Source organism: Pseudomonas sp. KB_12 (genome assembly GCF_052114545.1).
In the GTDB taxonomy this organism is placed as follows: Bacteria; Pseudomonadota; Gammaproteobacteria; order Pseudomonadales; family Pseudomonadaceae; genus Aquipseudomonas; species Aquipseudomonas brassicacearum.
The window spans coordinates 39,561-56,543 of the sequence record NZ_JBFREY010000018.1 but is presented as its reverse complement, the minus strand read 5'-3'; the positions used below and the strand labels follow the sequence as shown (position 1 = coordinate 56,543).

Annotated in this window: 17 protein-coding genes; all 17 read left to right on the top strand. The window is 54.3% G+C overall.

What is annotated here, in order from left to right; all coding sequences use genetic code 11:
• The first annotated feature begins 235 nt into the window (after positions 1-235).
• The 17 genes from serC to AB4Z20_RS16325 all read left to right on the top strand — a co-directional run bounded on the left by serC (position 236) and on the right by AB4Z20_RS16325 (position 16,983).
• On the top strand, positions 236-1,321 hold the full coding sequence (gene serC, locus AB4Z20_RS16405) for a 3-phosphoserine/phosphohydroxythreonine transaminase (RefSeq protein WP_003199231.1): 1,086 nt from the start codon (positions 236-238) through the stop codon (positions 1,319-1,321).
• Entirely contained in the window at positions 1,321-2,415 is a 1,095-nt protein-coding gene (gene pheA, locus AB4Z20_RS16400; protein ID WP_014337224.1) for a prephenate dehydratase, read from the top strand. The genes serC and pheA overlap by 1 nt, the downstream gene beginning before the upstream one ends.
• A 13-nt stretch (positions 2,416-2,428) precedes the next feature.
• Positions 2,429-3,541 carry a histidinol-phosphate transaminase gene (hisC, locus tag AB4Z20_RS16395; protein ID WP_003199235.1) on the top strand — a complete coding sequence of 371 codons (1,113 nt, stop codon included), beginning with the start codon at positions 2,429-2,431 and terminating at the stop codon, positions 3,539-3,541.
• Between the two features lie 28 nt (positions 3,542-3,569).
• Positions 3,570-5,777, top strand: coding sequence for a bifunctional prephenate dehydrogenase/3-phosphoshikimate 1-carboxyvinyltransferase (locus tag AB4Z20_RS16390; protein WP_024619547.1), 2,208 nt, complete (start codon positions 3,570-3,572; stop codon positions 5,775-5,777).
• On the top strand, positions 5,774-6,463 hold the full coding sequence (cmk, locus tag AB4Z20_RS16385) for a (d)CMP kinase (protein ID WP_014337227.1): 690 nt from the start codon (positions 5,774-5,776) through the stop codon (positions 6,461-6,463). The genes AB4Z20_RS16390 and cmk overlap by 4 nt, the downstream gene beginning before the upstream one ends.
• Positions 6,464-6,583: 120 nt before the next feature.
• On the top strand, positions 6,584-8,278 hold the full coding sequence (rpsA, locus tag AB4Z20_RS16380) for a 30S ribosomal protein S1 (RefSeq protein ID WP_014337228.1): 1,695 nt from the start codon (positions 6,584-6,586) through the stop codon (positions 8,276-8,278).
• 276 nt (positions 8,279-8,554) lie between these two features.
• Positions 8,555-8,833, top strand: a complete 279-nt coding sequence (locus tag AB4Z20_RS16375) for a hypothetical protein (protein ID WP_041475800.1) — start codon at positions 8,555-8,557, stop codon at positions 8,831-8,833.
• 143 nt (positions 8,834-8,976) lie between these two features.
• Positions 8,977-9,273, top strand: coding sequence for an integration host factor subunit beta (gene ihfB, locus AB4Z20_RS16370; protein ID WP_003199243.1), 297 nt, complete (start codon positions 8,977-8,979; stop codon positions 9,271-9,273).
• Between the two features lie 26 nt (positions 9,274-9,299).
• Positions 9,300-9,524 (top strand): lipopolysaccharide assembly protein LapA domain-containing protein, encoded by a 225-nt coding sequence (locus AB4Z20_RS16365; protein WP_442090254.1) that lies wholly within the window; start codon positions 9,300-9,302, stop codon positions 9,522-9,524.
• 451 nt (positions 9,525-9,975) lie between these two features.
• Positions 9,976-10,041: a hypothetical protein gene (locus tag AB4Z20_RS16360; RefSeq protein WP_442090266.1), complete on the top strand. Its 66-nt coding sequence runs from the start codon at positions 9,976-9,978 to the stop codon at positions 10,039-10,041.
• 560 nt (positions 10,042-10,601) lie between these two features.
• Positions 10,602-10,772: a hypothetical protein gene (locus tag AB4Z20_RS16355; RefSeq protein WP_442090253.1), complete on the top strand. Its 171-nt coding sequence runs from the start codon at positions 10,602-10,604 to the stop codon at positions 10,770-10,772.
• A gap of 113 nt (positions 10,773-10,885) precedes the next feature.
• Complete coding sequence (locus AB4Z20_RS16350; RefSeq protein ID WP_442090252.1) at positions 10,886-11,866, top strand: NAD-dependent 4,6-dehydratase LegB; 981 nt, start codon at positions 10,886-10,888, stop codon at positions 11,864-11,866.
• Between the two features lie 9 nt (positions 11,867-11,875).
• Positions 11,876-13,033: a LegC family aminotransferase gene (locus AB4Z20_RS16345; protein ID WP_442090251.1), complete on the top strand. Its 1,158-nt coding sequence runs from the start codon at positions 11,876-11,878 to the stop codon at positions 13,031-13,033.
• Positions 13,023-14,183, top strand: coding sequence for a UDP-N-acetylglucosamine 2-epimerase (neuC, locus tag AB4Z20_RS16340; protein ID WP_442090250.1), 1,161 nt, complete (start codon positions 13,023-13,025; stop codon positions 14,181-14,183). Before AB4Z20_RS16345 ends, neuC begins: the two co-directional genes overlap by 11 nt.
• The gene (gene neuB, locus AB4Z20_RS16335; protein WP_442090249.1) at positions 14,180-15,265 is read left to right on the top strand and encodes an N-acetylneuraminate synthase; all 1,086 of its coding nucleotides are present in this window, start codon (positions 14,180-14,182) and stop codon (positions 15,263-15,265) included. The genes neuC and neuB overlap by 4 nt, the downstream gene beginning before the upstream one ends.
• Positions 15,262-15,927 (top strand): acetyltransferase, encoded by a 666-nt coding sequence (locus AB4Z20_RS16330; RefSeq protein WP_442090248.1) that lies wholly within the window; start codon positions 15,262-15,264, stop codon positions 15,925-15,927. Before neuB ends, AB4Z20_RS16330 begins: the two co-directional genes overlap by 4 nt.
• 9 nt (positions 15,928-15,936) lie before the next feature.
• The gene (locus tag AB4Z20_RS16325; protein ID WP_442090247.1) at positions 15,937-16,983 is read left to right on the top strand and encodes a nucleotidyltransferase family protein; all 1,047 of its coding nucleotides are present in this window, start codon (positions 15,937-15,939) and stop codon (positions 16,981-16,983) included.

Genomic DNA, 16,983 nt, shown 5'->3' with positions numbered 1-16,983 from the left:
TCTCGTTTGAAAATTTGCGACACTGCACATTCCCCTATGGGGTGATGCTGCTTCCCTGAGGTTTCAAGCCTTGAGTGAACGGCCCCCTGTGGGAGCGAGCTTGCTCGCGATGACGGAGTGGCATTCAACATCAATGTTGACTGTTGCGCCGCTATCGCGAGCAAGCTCGCTCCCACAGTTAGTGCGGTGCAGACCCAAAGATTTATGTGACCACCAGATCAGAGCGAGATTGGATGTGAGCAAGAGAGCCTATAACTTCTGTGCCGGCCCGGCGGCGCTTCCTGAGGCGGTCCTGAAGCGCGCCCAGGGTGAACTTCTCGACTGGCACGGCAAGGGCCTGTCGGTCATGGAAATGAGTCATCGCAGCGATGAGTTCGTATCCATTGCCACCAAGGCCGAGCAGGACCTGCGTGATCTGCTGAACATCCCGTCCAATTACAAGGTGCTGTTCCTGCAGGGCGGCGCCAGCCAGCAGTTCGCCCAGATCCCGTTGAACCTGCTGCCGGAAAGTGGCAAGGCCGACTACATCGATACCGGTATCTGGTCGCAGAAAGCCATCGAAGAAGCTTCGCGCTACGGTCACGTCAACGTGGCTGCCACCGCCAAGCCCTACGATTATTTCGCGATTCCCGGCCAGAACGAATGGAACCTGTCCAAGGACGCGGCCTACGTTCACTACGCGCCGAACGAAACCATCGGTGGCCTGGAATTCAACTGGATCCCGGAAACCGGCGACGTGCCATTGGTGGCCGACATGTCTTCGGACATTCTCTCGCGCCCTGTGGATATCTCCCGTTTCGGCATGATCTACGCCGGTGCCCAGAAAAACATCGGCCCAAGCGGCATCCTGGTCAGCATCATTCGTGAAGACCTGCTGGGGCGTGCCCGTTCCCTGTGCCCGACCATGCTCAACTACAAGGTCGCGGCCGACAACGGCTCGATGTACAACACCCCGCCGACCCTGGCCTGGTACCTCTCCGGCCTGGTGTTCGAATGGCTGAAAGAGCAGGGCGGTGTCGAAGCCATTGGCAAGCTCAACGAAGTGAAGCAGCGCACGCTGTATGACTTCATCGACGCCAGCGGCCTCTACAGCAACCCGATCAACAAGACCGACCGTTCGTGGATGAACGTGCCGTTCCGCCTGGCCGACGACCGTCTGGACAAGCCGTTCCTGGCCGGTGCCGACGAACGTGGCCTGCTGAACCTCAAGGGCCACCGTTCGGTCGGTGGCATGCGTGCCTCCATCTACAACGCCGTCGACATCAACGCCGTCAATGCGTTGATCGCCTACATGGCAGAGTTCGAGAAGGAACATGGCTGATGTCTGAGCAAGAACTCAAGGCGCTGCGCCTGCGCATCGATGCCCTGGACGAAAAGGTCCTGGAGCTGATCAGCGAGCGTGCGCGCTGCGCCCAGGAAGTCGCCCGGGTGAAGATGGCCTCCCTGGCCGAAGGCGAAGTGCCGGTGTTCTATCGTCCTGAGCGTGAAGCTCAGGTGCTCAAGCGTGTCATGGAGCGCAACAAGGGGCCGCTGGGCAACGAAGAGATGGCGCGCTTGTTCCGCGAAATCATGTCGTCGTGCCTGGCGCTCGAGCAGCCGCTGAAAATCGCCTACCTGGGCCCGGAAGGGACCTTCACCCAGGCAGCGGCCATGAAGCACTTCGGTCACGCCGTGATCAGCAAGCCGATGGCGGCCATCGACGAAGTCTTCCGTGAAGTCGCCGCCGGCGCGGTGAATTTTGGCGTGGTGCCGGTGGAAAACTCCACCGAAGGCGCGGTCAACCACACGCTGGACAGCTTCCTCGAGCATGACATGGTGATCTGCGGCGAAGTCGAGCTGCGTATCCACCATCACCTGCTGGTCGGCGAAAACACCAAGACCGACAGCATCAGCCGGATCTATTCCCACGCCCAGTCGTTGGCCCAGTGCCGCAAGTGGCTGGACGCCCATTACCCGAATGTCGAGCGCGTGGCGGTATCGAGCAACGCCGAAGCGGCCAAGCGGGTCAAGGGTGAGTGGAACTCGGCGGCGATTGCTGGCGATATGGCGGCCGGCCTCTACGGGCTGACTCGCCTGGCCGAGAAAATCGAGGATCGTCCGGACAACTCCACGCGGTTCCTGATGATCGGTAGCCAGGAAGTGCCGCCGACCGGCGACGACAAGACGTCGATCATCGTCTCCATGAGCAACAAGCCCGGTGCGCTCCATGAACTGCTGGTACCGTTCCACGACAACGGTATCGACCTGACGCGGATCGAGACCCGTCCGTCGCGCAGCGGTAAATGGACCTACGTGTTCTTCATCGATTTTGTCGGCCACCACCGCGATCCACTGGTAAAAGGTGTGCTGGAAAAAATCAGTCAGGAAGCAGTGGCACTCAAGGTGCTGGGTTCCTACCCCAAGGCAGTTCTTTAAGGGCGGATAGCAAATGAGTGGCAACTTCCTCGCTCTGGCTCAGCCAGGCGTGCAACAACTCTCGCCTTACGTTCCGGGCAAGCCCGTGGACGAACTGGCCCGCGAGCTGGACCTGGATCCGGCCAGCATCGTCAAGTTGGCGAGCAACGAAAACCCGTTGGGTGCGAGCCCCAAGGCGCTGGCGGCGATCCGCGACGAGCTGGCCGAGCTGACCCGTTACCCCGATGGCAATGGGTTTGCACTGAAAAGCCTGCTGGCCGAGCGCTGTGGCGTCGAGCTCAACCAAGTGACGCTGGGCAATGGCTCCAACGACATTCTTGAGTTGGTGGCGCGCGCGTACCTGGCACCGGGTCTCAACGCCGTGTTCAGCGAGCACGCGTTTGCGGTCTATCCGATCGCGACCCAGGCCGTCGGCGCCGATGCCCACGTGGTTCCGGCCAAGAACTGGGGGCACGATCTGCCGGCCATGCTGGCTGCCATCGACGCCAACACCCGCGTGGTTTTCATCGCCAACCCGAACAACCCGACTGGCACCTGGTTCGACGCCCAGGCCCTGGACGACTTCCTGCAAGACGTGCCCGCGCACGTGCTCGTGGTGTTGGACGAGGCCTACATCGAATACGCCGAAGGCAGCGATTTGCCCGATGGCCTGGATTTCCTCGCGGCCTACCCGAACCTGCTGGTTTCGCGCACGTTCTCGAAAGCCTACGGCCTGGCCTCGCTGCGGGTTGGCTACGGCTTGTCCACCGCCGTGGTGGCCGATGTGCTGAACCGCGTGCGCCAGCCATTCAACGTCAACAGCTTCGCCCTGGCAGCCGCCTGCGCCGCATTGCAGGATGAGGCCTACCTGGCTGAAAGCCGTCGCCTGAACGCGGCCGGCATGCAGCAGTTGGAAGCGGGGTTTCGTGAGCTGGGCTTGAGCTGGATTCCATCCAAAGGCAACTTTATCTGCGTCGACCTGGGGCGTGTCGCCGCGCCGGTGTACCAGGGGCTGCTGCGCGAAGGCGTGATCGTGCGTCCGGTGGCCAACTACGGCATGCCGAACCACCTGCGCATCACCATCGGCCTGCCAGCGGAAAACAACCGTTTCCTTGAGGCGTTGAGCAAGGTTCTGGCTCGTGGTTGATGTCACTTCGCTGCAACCTGCTGCCCCTATGATCGGTCGCCTGGTGGTGGTCGGCCTGGGGTTGATTGGCGGTTCGTTTGCCAAGGGCTTGCGTGAAAGCGGTCTGTGCCGCGAGGTGGTCGGTGTCGACCTGGATCCGCAGTCGCGCAAGCTGGCCGTGGAGCTGGGAGTGGTTGATCGTTGCGAGGATGACCTGGCGATCGCTTGCCAGGGCGCGGACGTGATCCAGTTGGCGGTACCGATCCTGGCGATGGAAAAACTGCTGGCGCGTCTGGCGACCATGAACCTGGGGCAAGCGATCCTGACCGACGTCGGCAGCGCCAAGGGCAACGTCGTACGTGCGGCCACCGAGGCCTTCGGCGGGATGCCGGCGCGTTTCGTGCCCGGCCATCCGATTGCCGGTTCCGAGCAGAGCGGGGTGGAAGCCTCCAACGCCGAACTGTTTCGTCGCCACAAAGTGATCCTCACGCCGCTGGACCAGACGGATCCAGCCGCGCTGGCGGTGGTGGACCGTTTGTGGCGCGAACTGGGCGCCGATGTCGAGCACATGCAGGTCGAGCGTCACGATGAAGTGTTGGCGGCCACCAGCCACTTGCCGCACCTGTTGGCGTTCGGCCTGGTGGATTCATTGGCCAAACGCAATGAAAATCTTGAGATCTTCCGTTACGCTGCCGGCGGTTTCCGCGATTTCACGAGAATCGCTGGAAGCGACCCGGTCATGTGGCACGACATCTTCCTCGCCAACCGCGAAGCTGTCTTGCGCACACTCGATACATTTCGCAGCGACCTCGACGCCTTGCGCGACGCGGTCGATGCAGGGGACGGGCACCAATTGCTGGGCGTTTTCACACGCGCCAGGGTGGCCCGCGAGCATTTCAGTAAAATCCTGGCCCGTCGGGCCTATGTGGACGCTATGAACTCCAACGATCTGATTTTCCTGGCACAACCTGGTGGCTCCCTTAGCGGGCGTATTCGTGTACCGGGCGATAAATCGATTTCCCACCGTTCGATCATGCTCGGCTCCCTGGCCGACGGCGTGACCGAGGTGGAAGGCTTCCTCGAGGGCGAAGACGCCCTGGCGACGCTGCAAGCGTTTCGCGACATGGGAGTGGTCATCGAAGGTCCGCACCATGGTCGCGTGACCATCCATGGTGTCGGCCTGCACGGCCTCAAGCCTGCCCCGGGGCCAATCTACCTGGGTAACTCCGGGACCTCGATGCGCCTGTTGTCCGGCCTGCTGGCCGCGCAGGACTTCGACAGCACCCTGACCGGTGATGCCTCGCTGTCCAAGCGCCCGATGAATCGCGTCGCCAACCCGTTGCGGGAAATGGGCGCGGTCATCGAGACTGCCGCCGACGGTCGTCCGCCGATGATCATCCGCGGTGGCAACAAGCTCAAGGGCCTGACCTACACCATGCCAATGGCCAGCGCCCAGGTGAAATCCTGCCTGCTGCTGGCGGGTCTCTACGCCGAAGGCAAGACCACCGTCACCGAACCGGCCCCGACCCGCGACCATACCGAGCGCATGCTGCGCGGCTTCGGCTACCCGGTCACGGTCGATGGTGCCACGGCGTCCGTCGAGTCCGGCAACAAGCTGACTGCTACTCACATTGAAGTGCCGGGCGACATCTCGTCGTCGGCATTCTTCCTGGTGGCCGCCTCGATCGCCGAAGGCTCCGACCTGGTGCTTGAGCACGTCGGCATCAACCCGACGCGTACCGGCGTGATCGACATCCTGCGCCTGATGGGGGCTGACATCACTCTGGAAAACCAGCGTGAAGTCGGCGGCGAGCCCGTGGCGGACCTGCGCGTACGAGCAGCTAAACTCAAGGGTATCGAGATTCCGGAGGCGCTGGTTCCGCTGGCCATCGATGAGTTCCCGGTGCTGTTCGTGGCGGCCGCCTGTGCAGAAGGGCGCACCGTATTGACGGGCGCCGAAGAGCTGCGGGTCAAGGAATCGGATCGCATCCAGGTGATGGCTGATGGCTTGCTCGCCCTTGGCGTCAAGTGCCAGCCAACGCCGGACGGCATCATCATCGACGGCGGCCAGATCGGCGGCGGCGAAGTCCATGGTCACGGTGACCATCGTATCGCCATGGCCTTCAGTGTTGCGTCTTTGCGCGCCAGCGCGCCGATTCGCATCCATGATTGCGCCAACGTCGCGACGTCGTTCCCGAACTTCCTGGCGCTGTGCGCACAGGTCGGTATCCGAGTGGCACAAGAGGCGCAGTCGTGAATATCAAGGCACCGGTCATCACCATCGATGGTCCGAGCGGTTCGGGCAAGGGTACCGTCGCCGGGATCCTGGCCAGGCAGCTGGGCTGGAACCTGCTTGATTCGGGTGCCTTGTATCGTCTATTGGCGTTCGCTGCCGCGAACCATGGCGTCGACCTGACCAACGAAGAGTTGCTCAAGGCACTGGCTGCTCATCTGGACGTGCAATTCATTGCCGCGACCGACGGTCAGCTCCAGCGCATCATTCTGGAAGGCGATGAGGTCAGTGACGTCATTCGTACCGAAAGCGTGGGCGCCGGGGCCTCCCAGGTCGCCGCGCTGCCGGCGGTGCGCGAAGCCTTGCTGCAGCGCCAGCGCGCATTCCAGGAGCCGCCGGGGTTGGTGGCGGACGGTCGCGACATGGGTACGGTGGTTTTCCCTGATGCGCCGCTGAAGATTTTCCTCACCGCCAGTGCGGAGGAGAGGGCGCGTCGCCGATATTTGCAGTTGAAGGGCAAAGGCGAGGATGTTAGTCTGTCGAGTCTGCTAGATGAGATCCGTGCACGCGATGAGCGTGACACCCAGCGCGCAGTAGCCCCGCTCAAGCCGGCGGCCGACGCGATACAGCTGGATTCCACGGAGTTGTCCATCGATCAGGTGCTGCAACGCATCATGAGCGAGATCGCCATTCGCGATATCGCCGGGTGACCAGGAAGCTTCGCAGGGGACCAGTCATAGTCCTGCGATGCTTCTTTTATATGAAACTAACCCACATCGTCTGGGATGTGGAGGCGGGCGTATTCTTCGCCCTAATCAACAGGAATTAAAATGAGCGAAAGCTTTGCGGAACTCTTTGAAGAAAGCCTGAAAACCCTGAACCTTCAGGCAGGCTCCATCATCACCGGTGTTATCGTTGATATCGATTACCAAGCTCGCTGGGTAACCGTTCACGCTGGTCTGAAGTCTGAAGCACTCATCCCGCTTGAGCAGTTCTACAACGACGCTGGCGAACTGAACATCAACGTCGGTGACGAAGTTCACGTTGCGCTGGACTCGGTTGAAGATGGCTTTGGTGAAACCAAGCTGTCCCGTGAAAAAGCCAAGCGCGCTGAATGCTGGATCGTTCTGGAAGCGGCTTTCGCAGCTGAGGAGGTGGTCAAGGGCGTTATCAACGGTAAGGTTAAAGGCGGCTTCACTGTCGACGTTAACGGCATCCGTGCGTTCCTGCCAGGTTCCCTGGTTGACGTCCGTCCAGTGCGCGATACCACGCACCTGGAAGGCAAAGAGCTGGAATTCAAGGTCATCAAGCTGGACCAGAAGCGCAACAACGTTGTCGTTTCCCGTCGCAGTGTCCTGGAAGCCGAGAACTCCGCCGAGCGTGAAGCTCTGCTGGAATCGCTGCAGGAAGGCCAACAGGTCAAAGGTATTGTCAAGAACCTCACCGATTACGGCGCATTCGTCGATCTGGGTGGCGTCGATGGCCTGCTGCACATCACCGACATGGCCTGGAAGCGTATCAAGCATCCTTCGGAAATCGTCAACGTTGGCGACGAGATCGATGTCAAGGTTCTGAAATACGATCGCGAGCGCAATCGTGTTTCCCTGGGCCTGAAGCAACTGGGTGAAGATCCATGGGTCGCTATCAAAGCCCGTTACCCAGAAAGCACCCGCGTCACTGCTCGTGTTACCAACCTCACCGACTACGGCTGCTTCGCTGAGCTGGAAGAAGGCGTTGAAGGCCTGGTACACGTTTCCGAAATGGACTGGACCAACAAGAACATCCACCCTTCGAAAGTCGTACAAGTCGGCGACGAAGTGGAAGTCATGGTTCTGGACATCGACGAAGAGCGTCGTCGTATCTCCCTCGGCATCAAACAGTGCAAGTCCAACCCATGGGAAGACTTCTCTGGCCAGTTCAACAAGGGCGATAAAATCTCCGGCACCATCAAGTCGATCACCGATTTCGGTATCTTCATTGGTCTGGACGGCGGCATCGACGGTCTGGTTCACCTGTCCGACATCTCCTGGAACGAAGTGGGCGAAGAAGCCGTACGTCGTTTCAAGAAGGGCGACGAGCTGGACACCGTTATCCTGTCGGTTGACCCAGAGCGCGAACGCATCTCCCTGGGCATCAAGCAACTGGAAAGCGATCCGTTCTCCGAGTACGTTCAAGAGAACGACAAAGGCGCAATCGTTAAGGGCATCGTGAAAGAAGTTGACGCCAAAGGCGCCATCATCACTCTGGCCGACGATATCGAAGCGACTCTGAAAGCCTCCGAAATCAGCCGTGACCGCGTTGAAGACGCGCGCAACGTTCTGAAAGAAGGCGAAGAAGTAGAAGCCAAGATCATCAGCGTTGACCGCAAGAGCCGCGTAATCCAGCTCTCCATCAAGTCGAAAGACGACGCTGAAGAGAAAGAAGCAATCCAGAGCCTGCGCGACAAGCCAGCTACCTCTGACATTGCTGCTGGTCCTACCACTCTGGGCGACCTGTTGCGTGCACAAATGGAAAAACAGAACTGAGTTCTGTCAGACCATAGAAAAAGGGCGACTTCGGTCGCCCTTTTTTGTGGGCGCGATTCGGGGAAACCAGACTTTGCTCGTTCCAGGTGTGCTGTCTGGTCTCGCTGTGAAACCAATCCTGCAGCCCAGCTGTCTCTTTCTTTAAGCGGATCAATCATCTATCAAGGCTGGATTGCAGATGTCATGGCTCCCCCTGAGCAATGTGGGAGCGAGCCTGCTCGCGATAGTGCCAGACCAGGCGCCACCCAGCCGAGTGATGGGTATTTAAGGAGATGAATGAACAGACTCATCCTGATATTCGCAATATTGGCATTGCCAGCTTGCACCACAAGCGCCAAGACCCACGCAGTGCGTGGTGTCAGCGGTATCGAGGTCGACTGCTCTGGGTTGGGCTCTGGCTGGGAGAAGTGCCATAAGCGAGCCGCAAGAGAGTGCAAGGGTGCCGGCTACAAAGTCATTACCCGATCCGACGACGCCAAGGATAACGGTCAATACCCCTTTGGTTTTAATCCGGCTGGCTATCTGACGCGCACAATGCTGGTCATTTGCCGATAGCTTGAGAAATCTCCCGGCCTGCATGGAAAGAGGCGACAAGGGAGCAAAGAAGAATGTCAATACTTGGGCTGTTCAAATCCCTCCGGTCATGCTAAAACCTTTTCAAGCGATTTTCCTAGCTGCTTGAAAAAGAAGGGAAAAATATGACGAAGTCGGAGTTGATCGAACGAATTGTCACCCATCAAGGGCTGCTCTCATCCAAGGATGTGGAGCTGGCCATCAAGACCATGCTTGAACAAATGTCCCAGTGCCTGGCTACGGGTGATCGTATTGAAATCCGTGGTTTCGGCAGCTTTTCCCTGCATTATCGTGCCCCGCGGGTAGGTCGTAATCCGAAGACTGGTCAGTCCGTCAGTCTTGATGGAAAGTTCGTCCCTCATTTCAAGCCGGGCAAAGAGCTTAGGGATCGCGTGAATGAGGAGGAGGGGGATGAGCTCTGACGGAGCCCCAAAACAAAGGAGTTCTCATGCGGAACTTTAAACGCCTGGCCCTTGTCGTACTTGCGCTGCTCGTGGCCTCAGCTATCGTGTTGTTCGTGCTTGAAAACAACCAGCCGGTTGCACTCCTGTTTCTAGGTTGGTCGGCTCCGCAGCTTCCTGTCTCGGTTTTCGTAATCCTGGCGCTRCTCGCTGGTATGATGTTAGGGCCGTTACTCGCATGGTTCGTGGGTGCGCGTCGACGATTGAAATAATGGATGTGTGAGCCCTGTAGTCTTGGTAAGGATCACTGTCTACAATGCCTTACCCGTCTCGGGCTGTAAGGGCGCGTAACTTGGAGCAACGGATTACCAGCTTGAGCGAAACTGCGCAGCGGATGCGCGGGGACAGGATTCGGCAGCTTCGCGAAGCGTTGAAAATCGCTAAGGCGATCACCGACTATCAACTCTACGGTGGCGGTTGATATAACGGTAGCGACAGGTAATAAAATGGATTACCAGCGAGGTAGTAAAGCCTTGACGGTGGAAGTCGAGGCGCTGGAGTCCAGGTCGTCTGATGATGCATTTATATCGGATTTGCGATCGCTGCAGATGCGATACAACCTCTACCGTAAGTTGAACGTTGATTCTGAGAGTATTTCTGTTTATCGGCAGGATGGCAGCGTGAGGGTCAGAAAGTCCGACCAAGCCGAATAAAACACTGATTTTGTTCCTGGGTGCTGTTGCCGGTCTGATTCTTGGTGGATTTATTGCCCTGGTTCGCTTTTTTTAAGGTGGTATCAGTAATAGCTTGATAGAAGTCGTTTACCTGAGGGAGCCTGTTGTCGTTGATATGTTCTGCAGTGGTGGGCTTTTTCGGAATATCTCGTGACAGGTCTGTCATCAGTTCTCACCTCTACGATTAGTGGCTACTTGCTTTCAATGGCTGATGGCCATACTGGGCTTTCCCTATCGTCCCATTGAATTTGTTGCTAAATGCTGCCTGGATTGCGTCGTTCAATGGCGGGCTAGCGGGCATGTCTGAAAAAACCATTTTGCCCAATGGCGTGGCCTCGCTATCATTGCTGCTCTCAGCGATTTATGTGTGTGTGAATGGCAGGGGCATAATCGACGCTGGGGAGTTTCTCCTCTGGCTATCTCTCCGTTCAAGCGCCGCAGAAAGGGGCTAGGGTCCCCAGCGTTCGATCCGGAGAGCCGAGAGGGTCGGTACCTTTTTTAGAGGGCGGCCTTGAGTCCGCGATGACCTGGTGAGGCAAATGTCCAGACAGCCAGAAGTCAGTAACAGGATTTTTCAAGGCCAGGGATGAGCTATGCCGAGGAGGAGATTGCATCATGGAGATCGATGTAATTTGTGTAGCTCTCAATGGAGAAGAAAGGAGCTATACTTTTGATCAGTTTATTGAATCAACAAAGGCAGTTGAGCTTGCTAGAAAAACTCAAAATTATGCAGCTGGCCTAGGTTGTTTGAGCGATCTCCCGTTTCAGGGAAACGATAAATTCTGAGGCGGTAATGTGTCAGATTTGGTTTTTAGCTTTGGACTAGCGCAGCAGCAGAATCGTCCAGCCTAAAGCTAACAGTGCTAAATTTAAATACTCAACCAGTACTGAGGTGGAAATTGAATAAGGTTTTAGTAACGGGCGCTGATGGTTTTATTGGCTCTCACTTGGTTGAGTTGTTGGTGCAAGAAGGCTACCACGTAAAAGCGTTGTCCCAGTACAATTCTTTTAACTATTGGGGTTGGCTGGAGAACATCAACTGCCTTGGTCAGATTGAAGTGGTCAGTGGCGATGTAAGAGATCCGCACTTTTGCAAGCACATAACCAAGGACGTTGATGTGGTTTTTCACCTCGCGGCCTTGATAGCAATCCCTTATTCGTATGTTGCTCCAGATAGCTATGTAGATACAAACGTAAAAGGGACGTTGAATATCTGCCAGGCGGCCCTGGAAAATAATGTAAAAAGAGTGATTCATACGTCGACCAGTGAAGTCTATGGTACGGCCCAATACGTCCCAATCGACGAAAAACATCCTCTACAAGCTCAATCTCCATACAGCGCTTCAAAAATAGGCGCTGATGCCATGGCGATGAGTTTCTTCAACTCTTTTGATTTGCCGCTGACCATTGCCAGGCCCTTTAATACATACGGTCCTAGGCAGTCCGCCAGAGCCGTTATTCCAACAATTATCACCCAAATAGCCAGTGGTCAAAAACAAATTAAGTTGGGCGATGTCTCTCCGACGAGGGATTTCAACTACGTAGCCGATACCTGTAGAGGCTTCTTGCAATTGGCAAGATGCGAAGAGGCAATCGGTGAAGTGGTGAATATCGGTTCGAACTACGAAATATCGGTGAGAGATACACTTAATCTCATCAAAGAACTCATGAATAGTGATGTTGAGTTTTTGACTGATGATCAACGTATTCGCCCTGGCAAATCGGAAGTTTTTAGGTTGTGGTGCGATAACACCAAAATCAAAAGTTTGACGGGTTTTGTGCCGAACTATTCTATTGCTGAGGGTCTGCAAGCGACAATCGACTGGCTTCTCATTCCCGAAAATTTGGCTAAATATAAAGCTGATATATACAACGTCTGAGGCAGTCTCATGTTCGATTCATTGATTAAGTTTGTGCGCGACGAATACGCCACTAATGATTTCATTCCACTTCATGCGCCAGTATTTAACGGGCATGAGCGTGATTATGTAGTTGAAACGATTGAATCTACATTTGTGTCGAGCGTGGGGGCTTTTGTTGACCGTTTTGAAAAAGACTTGGCTGCTTATACTGGCAGCCCCAGGGCTACGGCCACGGTGAACGGTACGGCAGCGCTGCACACGGCGTTGATATTGGCTGATGTGAAGGAAGGTGACTTGGTATTGACCCAGGCCTTGACCTTCGTGGCCACATGCAACGCCATTGCCTATTGCGGTGCCATGCCAGTGTTTATTGATGTTGATTTGCATACTCTGGGTTTTTCCCCTTCGGCGATGAGTGTATGGCTTCAAGAGCACGCCTATTTAGATGATGAAGGTCTTTGCCGTAATAAAGACACTAATCAAGTCATTCGGGCCTGTCTGCCTATGCATACTTTTGGGCATCCTGTGGAGATCGACCAACTGACGAAAGTGTGTAAGCTTTGGAATATTACTCTGGTAGAGGATGCGGCGGAGTCGCTTGGGAGTTATTACAAAGAGCAACATACTGGTACTTTTGGCTCCTTAGGGGTGCTTAGCTTTAACGGTAATAAAATTATAACCACTGGTGGGGGCGGTGCCATTCTATCGAATGAGCTAATCGGCGTTAAAGCCAAACACCTGACTACGACGGCCAAGCAACCCCACGCTTATGAATATGTGCATGATGCATTGGGTTTCAATTATAGATTACCAAACCTGAATGCTGCTTTGGGCTGCGCGCAATTAGAACAGCTTGACATGTTCGTTATGGCCAAGCGCGAGTTGGCGTCCCGTTATGCAGCTCTATTGGCTGGCAGTGAGTTGACTTTCTTTAAAGAGCCGCCTGAGTGTCGTTCAAATTATTGGTTAAATACAGTTATTTGTGACTCGGTAGAGCGCCGTGATGCTCTTCTCAAAGCGACAAACGATAAGGGTGTGATGACTCGCCCTATTTGGAAGCTCATGTGTCATTTGCCATTGTACAGTCAATGCATGAAAGGCGACTTAACCAATTCATTGTGGCTGGAGTCACGAGTAGTAAACTTGCCAAGTAGCGTGTTACCGGAGTTTCAACGTGGTCGGTAAGGTGGCGGTATTCACCGGCACAAGGGCCGAGTACGGCCTTTTGTATTGGCTGATGAAAGGGCTAAAGGATATACCGGCACTGGAACTGCAGGTTATCGTGAGCGGTATGCATTTGTCGCCTGAGTTCGGAGAAACCTGGAAGGATATTGTTCAAGATGGATTTGAAATTGATGCAAAAATAGAGATGCTGCTGTCCTCCGACACGGCGGTGGGTGTTGTTAAGTCCATGGGGCTTGGTTTATTAGGATTTGCCGACGCTTTGGAGCGATTGGCTCCAGATGTGCTGGTAGTGCTAGGGGATCGATTCGAGGCGCTGGCCGTGGTGCAAGCTGCACTAATCATGAAGATTCCGGTTGCTCATATCCATGGCGGAGAGATAACTGAAGGGGCCTATGACGATGCTATCCGGCATGCCATAAGCAAGATGTCTATGTTGCATTTTGTCGCTGCCGAACCCTACAGACAGCGTGTTATTCAAATGGGCGAAGATCCGGCCCGCGTATTCAATGTGGGTGCGGTAGGTTTGGATCACATCAAACGTGGCGAGTTTCTTTCGCTTGAAGCATTGTCGCTGAGTCTCGGATTTGAATTGGCCAAGCCGTTTATGTTGGTCACGTACCACCCGGTAACACTCGCTGAAGAAGATCCTGAACAAAGTTTTATTTCTTTGTTGGATGCACTGGAGTTATTTCCAGACCACCAGGTAATCATAACTTATCCAAATGCAGATAACGGTGGCCGTAGTATCATATCTCTGATCGAGAAATATGCGGCGGCGAATCCTGCCAGGGTGCTCGCTGTTCCATCGCTCGGATTCAAGCGTTATTTAAGTACTGTACAGCATGCTTGTGTTGTAGTTGGCAATTCATCAAGCGGAATCATTGAAGTGCCTTCATTTGGATTGCCGACAGTGAATATCGGCTCCCGTCAAAAAGGCAGGCTGGCGGCTCAGACGGTCATACATTGTGATCCTGGCAGTAAGGCAATTTCCGAAGCTATTTCCCTCGCGTTATCAAAAGATTTTTCCAGCATGTGCCAGCAGGCAACGAATCCGTACGGGCAAGGTGATGCCAGTCAAAAAATCATACAGCAATTAATGAATTTTGATGGCAGTACTTCAAAAAAATTTCATGACTTGGATTCACTATGAAAAATAGCCATCAAGGTGTGTATGTAATCGCGGAAGCCGGAGTTAATCATAACGGTCAACGGGATATGGCTTTTGCGCTTGTTGATGCAGCTGCAGAGTCTGGTGCTGATGCTGTGAAGTTCCAAACATTTGACGCTGCCAAACTGGCCTCAAAAACTGCACCGAAGGCCGCTTATCAAGTCAAAAATACTGATGATGCTGAATCTCAGTTGGCTATGTTAAAGAAGCTCGAACTACCCAAAGAGTGGCATCGGGATATACAACAACATGCACGCCGTCGTGGGATTGAATTTCTTTCTACCGCTTTTGATACGGAAAGCCTGGATTTTTTAACCGACTTAGGCATGCCTTTTTTCAAAGTGCCTTCTGGCGAGTTAACCAATGGGCCATTATTGTGGCGATTTGCTCGTACTCAGAAGCCCTTGGTCCTCTCTACCGGCATGGCCACACTGAGTGAGGTCGAGCAGGGCTTGGCTATCGTTACTCATGCCTTGGCCCATGAGCACGAGCCTCAAAACATGGATGAGGTGTGGCGTTCCTGGGGGATTGCGGAGAATAGGCACAGATTGTTTGGCCATGTGACGCTGCTTCATTGCACATCGCAATATCCGACCCCTTGGCCCGAGGTCAACTTAAGAGCCATGGATACGCTTGCGAATGCCTTTGGTCTGGAGGTTGGATACTCGGATCATACTGAGGGTGCATTAGTCTCAATCGCAGCTGTAGCCAGGGGAGCGAAGGTCATTGAAAAGCATTTTACCCTTGACCGTACGTTGCCAGGGCCTGACCACAAGGCATCTCTTGAGCCGACTGAGCTCAAAAACATGATCTGTGACATTCGCGCTTTGGAGCAAGCTATCGGTAGCGCATGCAAGGCTCCGCAAGCCAGCGAATGGGATACCCGTAAAGCCGCTCGGCAACAGGTTGTAGCCAATCGTCCAATCGCAAAAGGTGCGGTGATAACACGCCAAGATCTAACAACCGCTCGCAGTGGTGGTGGCTTACCCGCCGTTGAATTATGGGGGTTGATAGGAAAAATTAGCCTTCGCGAGTATGCCATTGGTGAGGCTTTCGAAAAGTGACGCCGGCAGAGGCTACAAAAACATTGGTACTGGTCGGTGCCGGCGGACATGCCAAGGTTCTTCTGTCTTTGGCAAAGTCCGCAGGTTTCGAAGTTCTGGGAGTGTGTGGCCCAGAGTTCGAGTCTCGAGAAATAAAAGAATGGCGTGGTATCAAAGTATTGGGCGGTGACAGTTCCATTGAACAGCTGGATCCAAAAAAAATCGGTCTCATCAATGGGGTCGGTCACGTGATGCACAATACTATTAGAAGAGCTATCTTTGAGCGTTACCGTGACAAGGGTTTTAATTTTCCTGCGTTGATTCACCCGTTTTCTTCTGTAGATCCAAGTGTGAGTCTTGGTCAGGGTGTTCAGGTGATGGCTGGTGCTGTTATACAGGCAGACAGCGTCATTGGAGAAAATACAATTATCAACTCGCGTGCAAGCATAGATCACGACTGCATTGTAAATGCTAACGTGCATATAGCGCCTGGTGTAGTGGTGTGCGGGAGCGCCACCATCGGGGCCGGTTCTTTCATTGGTGCAGGTGCTACCATCATTCAATCCTTGGTCGTAGGAGAGAATGCCGTGGTAGGTGCCGGCTCGGTACTGGTGAGATCTCTACCAGCCAATTGCATGTCGTTAGGTATTAAACCTCATGTTACCCAACGGCAACAGAATTAAGAGGCAAGAATGAAACAGTGGCAGTTAACGCTTGTTAGTCCCGATATGGCGATGGAAGACGCTATATCTACGCTCGATCGTGTTGCTATGCGGATAGTGCTGGTAGTAGACGAACAGCAAAGTCTGCTAGGCACTGTGACCGATGGAGATATTAGGCGAGCTCTACTAAAAAAGTTGCCGTTAAATGGTCCCGTCAAGGACATCATGTGTTTATCACCTAAAACGGCCCGACTGGGCTGGACGAAAGCACGTATTCTTTCGGTGATGGAACAATACAAATTGCTTCAGCTTCCAGTCTTGGATGATCGGGGTAGGGTCATTGGCCTGGAAACTCTCCACGATCTGATCGATACTCCTCGTCGCGACAATCCGGTATTTCTGATGGCAGGTGGTTTCGGCACACGATTGAGGCCGCTGACCCACAACTGCCCTAAACCACTGCTCAAGGTTGGCGATAAGCCTATTCTGGAGCTTATTTTAGAACGATTTATAAATTCGGGCTTTCATCGTTTCTATATATCTACCCATTATATGCCAGAGATGATTAGAGACTATTTCGGCAATGGAAGCCAATGGGGCGTCAGCATTACGTATATCCATGAAGAGACACCTTTGGGAACCGGTGGGGCACTCGGCCTACTTCCCCATGATGAAATAGATATGCCGCTGTTCATGATGAATGGAGATTTATTGACGACGTTGAATTTTCAGAACCTACTTGAATTTCATGAAACGCATAATGGATCCGCTACTATGTGCGTAAGAGAGTTCGAGTACTGTGTCCCTTATGGCGTCATACAAAGCGAAGGGCATAAAATAGTCTCGATGGTTGAAAAACCTGTACAGCATTTTTTCATCAATGCCGGAATCTATTTGCTTTCACCTGAACTAGTAAAAAGCGTCCCTCCGGGAGAACGTATCGACATGCCAACGCTTTTAGAAAGGGAGATTGAATGCGATAGAAATGTCAATATGTTTCCTGTGCATGAGTACTGGCTTGATATTGGTCGGATGGAAGACTTTCAAAGAGCGCAAAGTGAATTTTTAAGTTTGTAA

Coding starts and splice junctions, on each gene's coding strand:
- rpsA (WP_014337228.1), top strand. CDS start 6,584: ATGAGCGAAAGCTTTGCGGAACTCTTTGAAGAAAGCCTGAAAACCCTG.
- AB4Z20_RS16325 (WP_442090247.1), top strand. CDS start 15,937: ATGAAACAGTGGCAGTTAACGCTTGTTAGTCCCGATATGGCGATGGAA.
- AB4Z20_RS16355 (WP_442090253.1), top strand. CDS start 10,602: ATGGAGATCGATGTAATTTGTGTAGCTCTCAATGGAGAAGAAAGGAGC.
- hisC (WP_003199235.1), top strand. CDS start 2,429: ATGAGTGGCAACTTCCTCGCTCTGGCTCAGCCAGGCGTGCAACAACTC.
- AB4Z20_RS16390 (WP_024619547.1), top strand. CDS start 3,570: ATGATCGGTCGCCTGGTGGTGGTCGGCCTGGGGTTGATTGGCGGTTCG.
- AB4Z20_RS16345 (WP_442090251.1), top strand. CDS start 11,876: ATGTTCGATTCATTGATTAAGTTTGTGCGCGACGAATACGCCACTAAT.
- ihfB (WP_003199243.1), top strand. CDS start 8,977: ATGACGAAGTCGGAGTTGATCGAACGAATTGTCACCCATCAAGGGCTG.
- pheA (WP_014337224.1), top strand. CDS start 1,321: ATGTCTGAGCAAGAACTCAAGGCGCTGCGCCTGCGCATCGATGCCCTG.
- neuB (WP_442090249.1), top strand. CDS start 14,180: ATGAAAAATAGCCATCAAGGTGTGTATGTAATCGCGGAAGCCGGAGTT.
- AB4Z20_RS16375 (WP_041475800.1), top strand. CDS start 8,555: ATGAACAGACTCATCCTGATATTCGCAATATTGGCATTGCCAGCTTGC.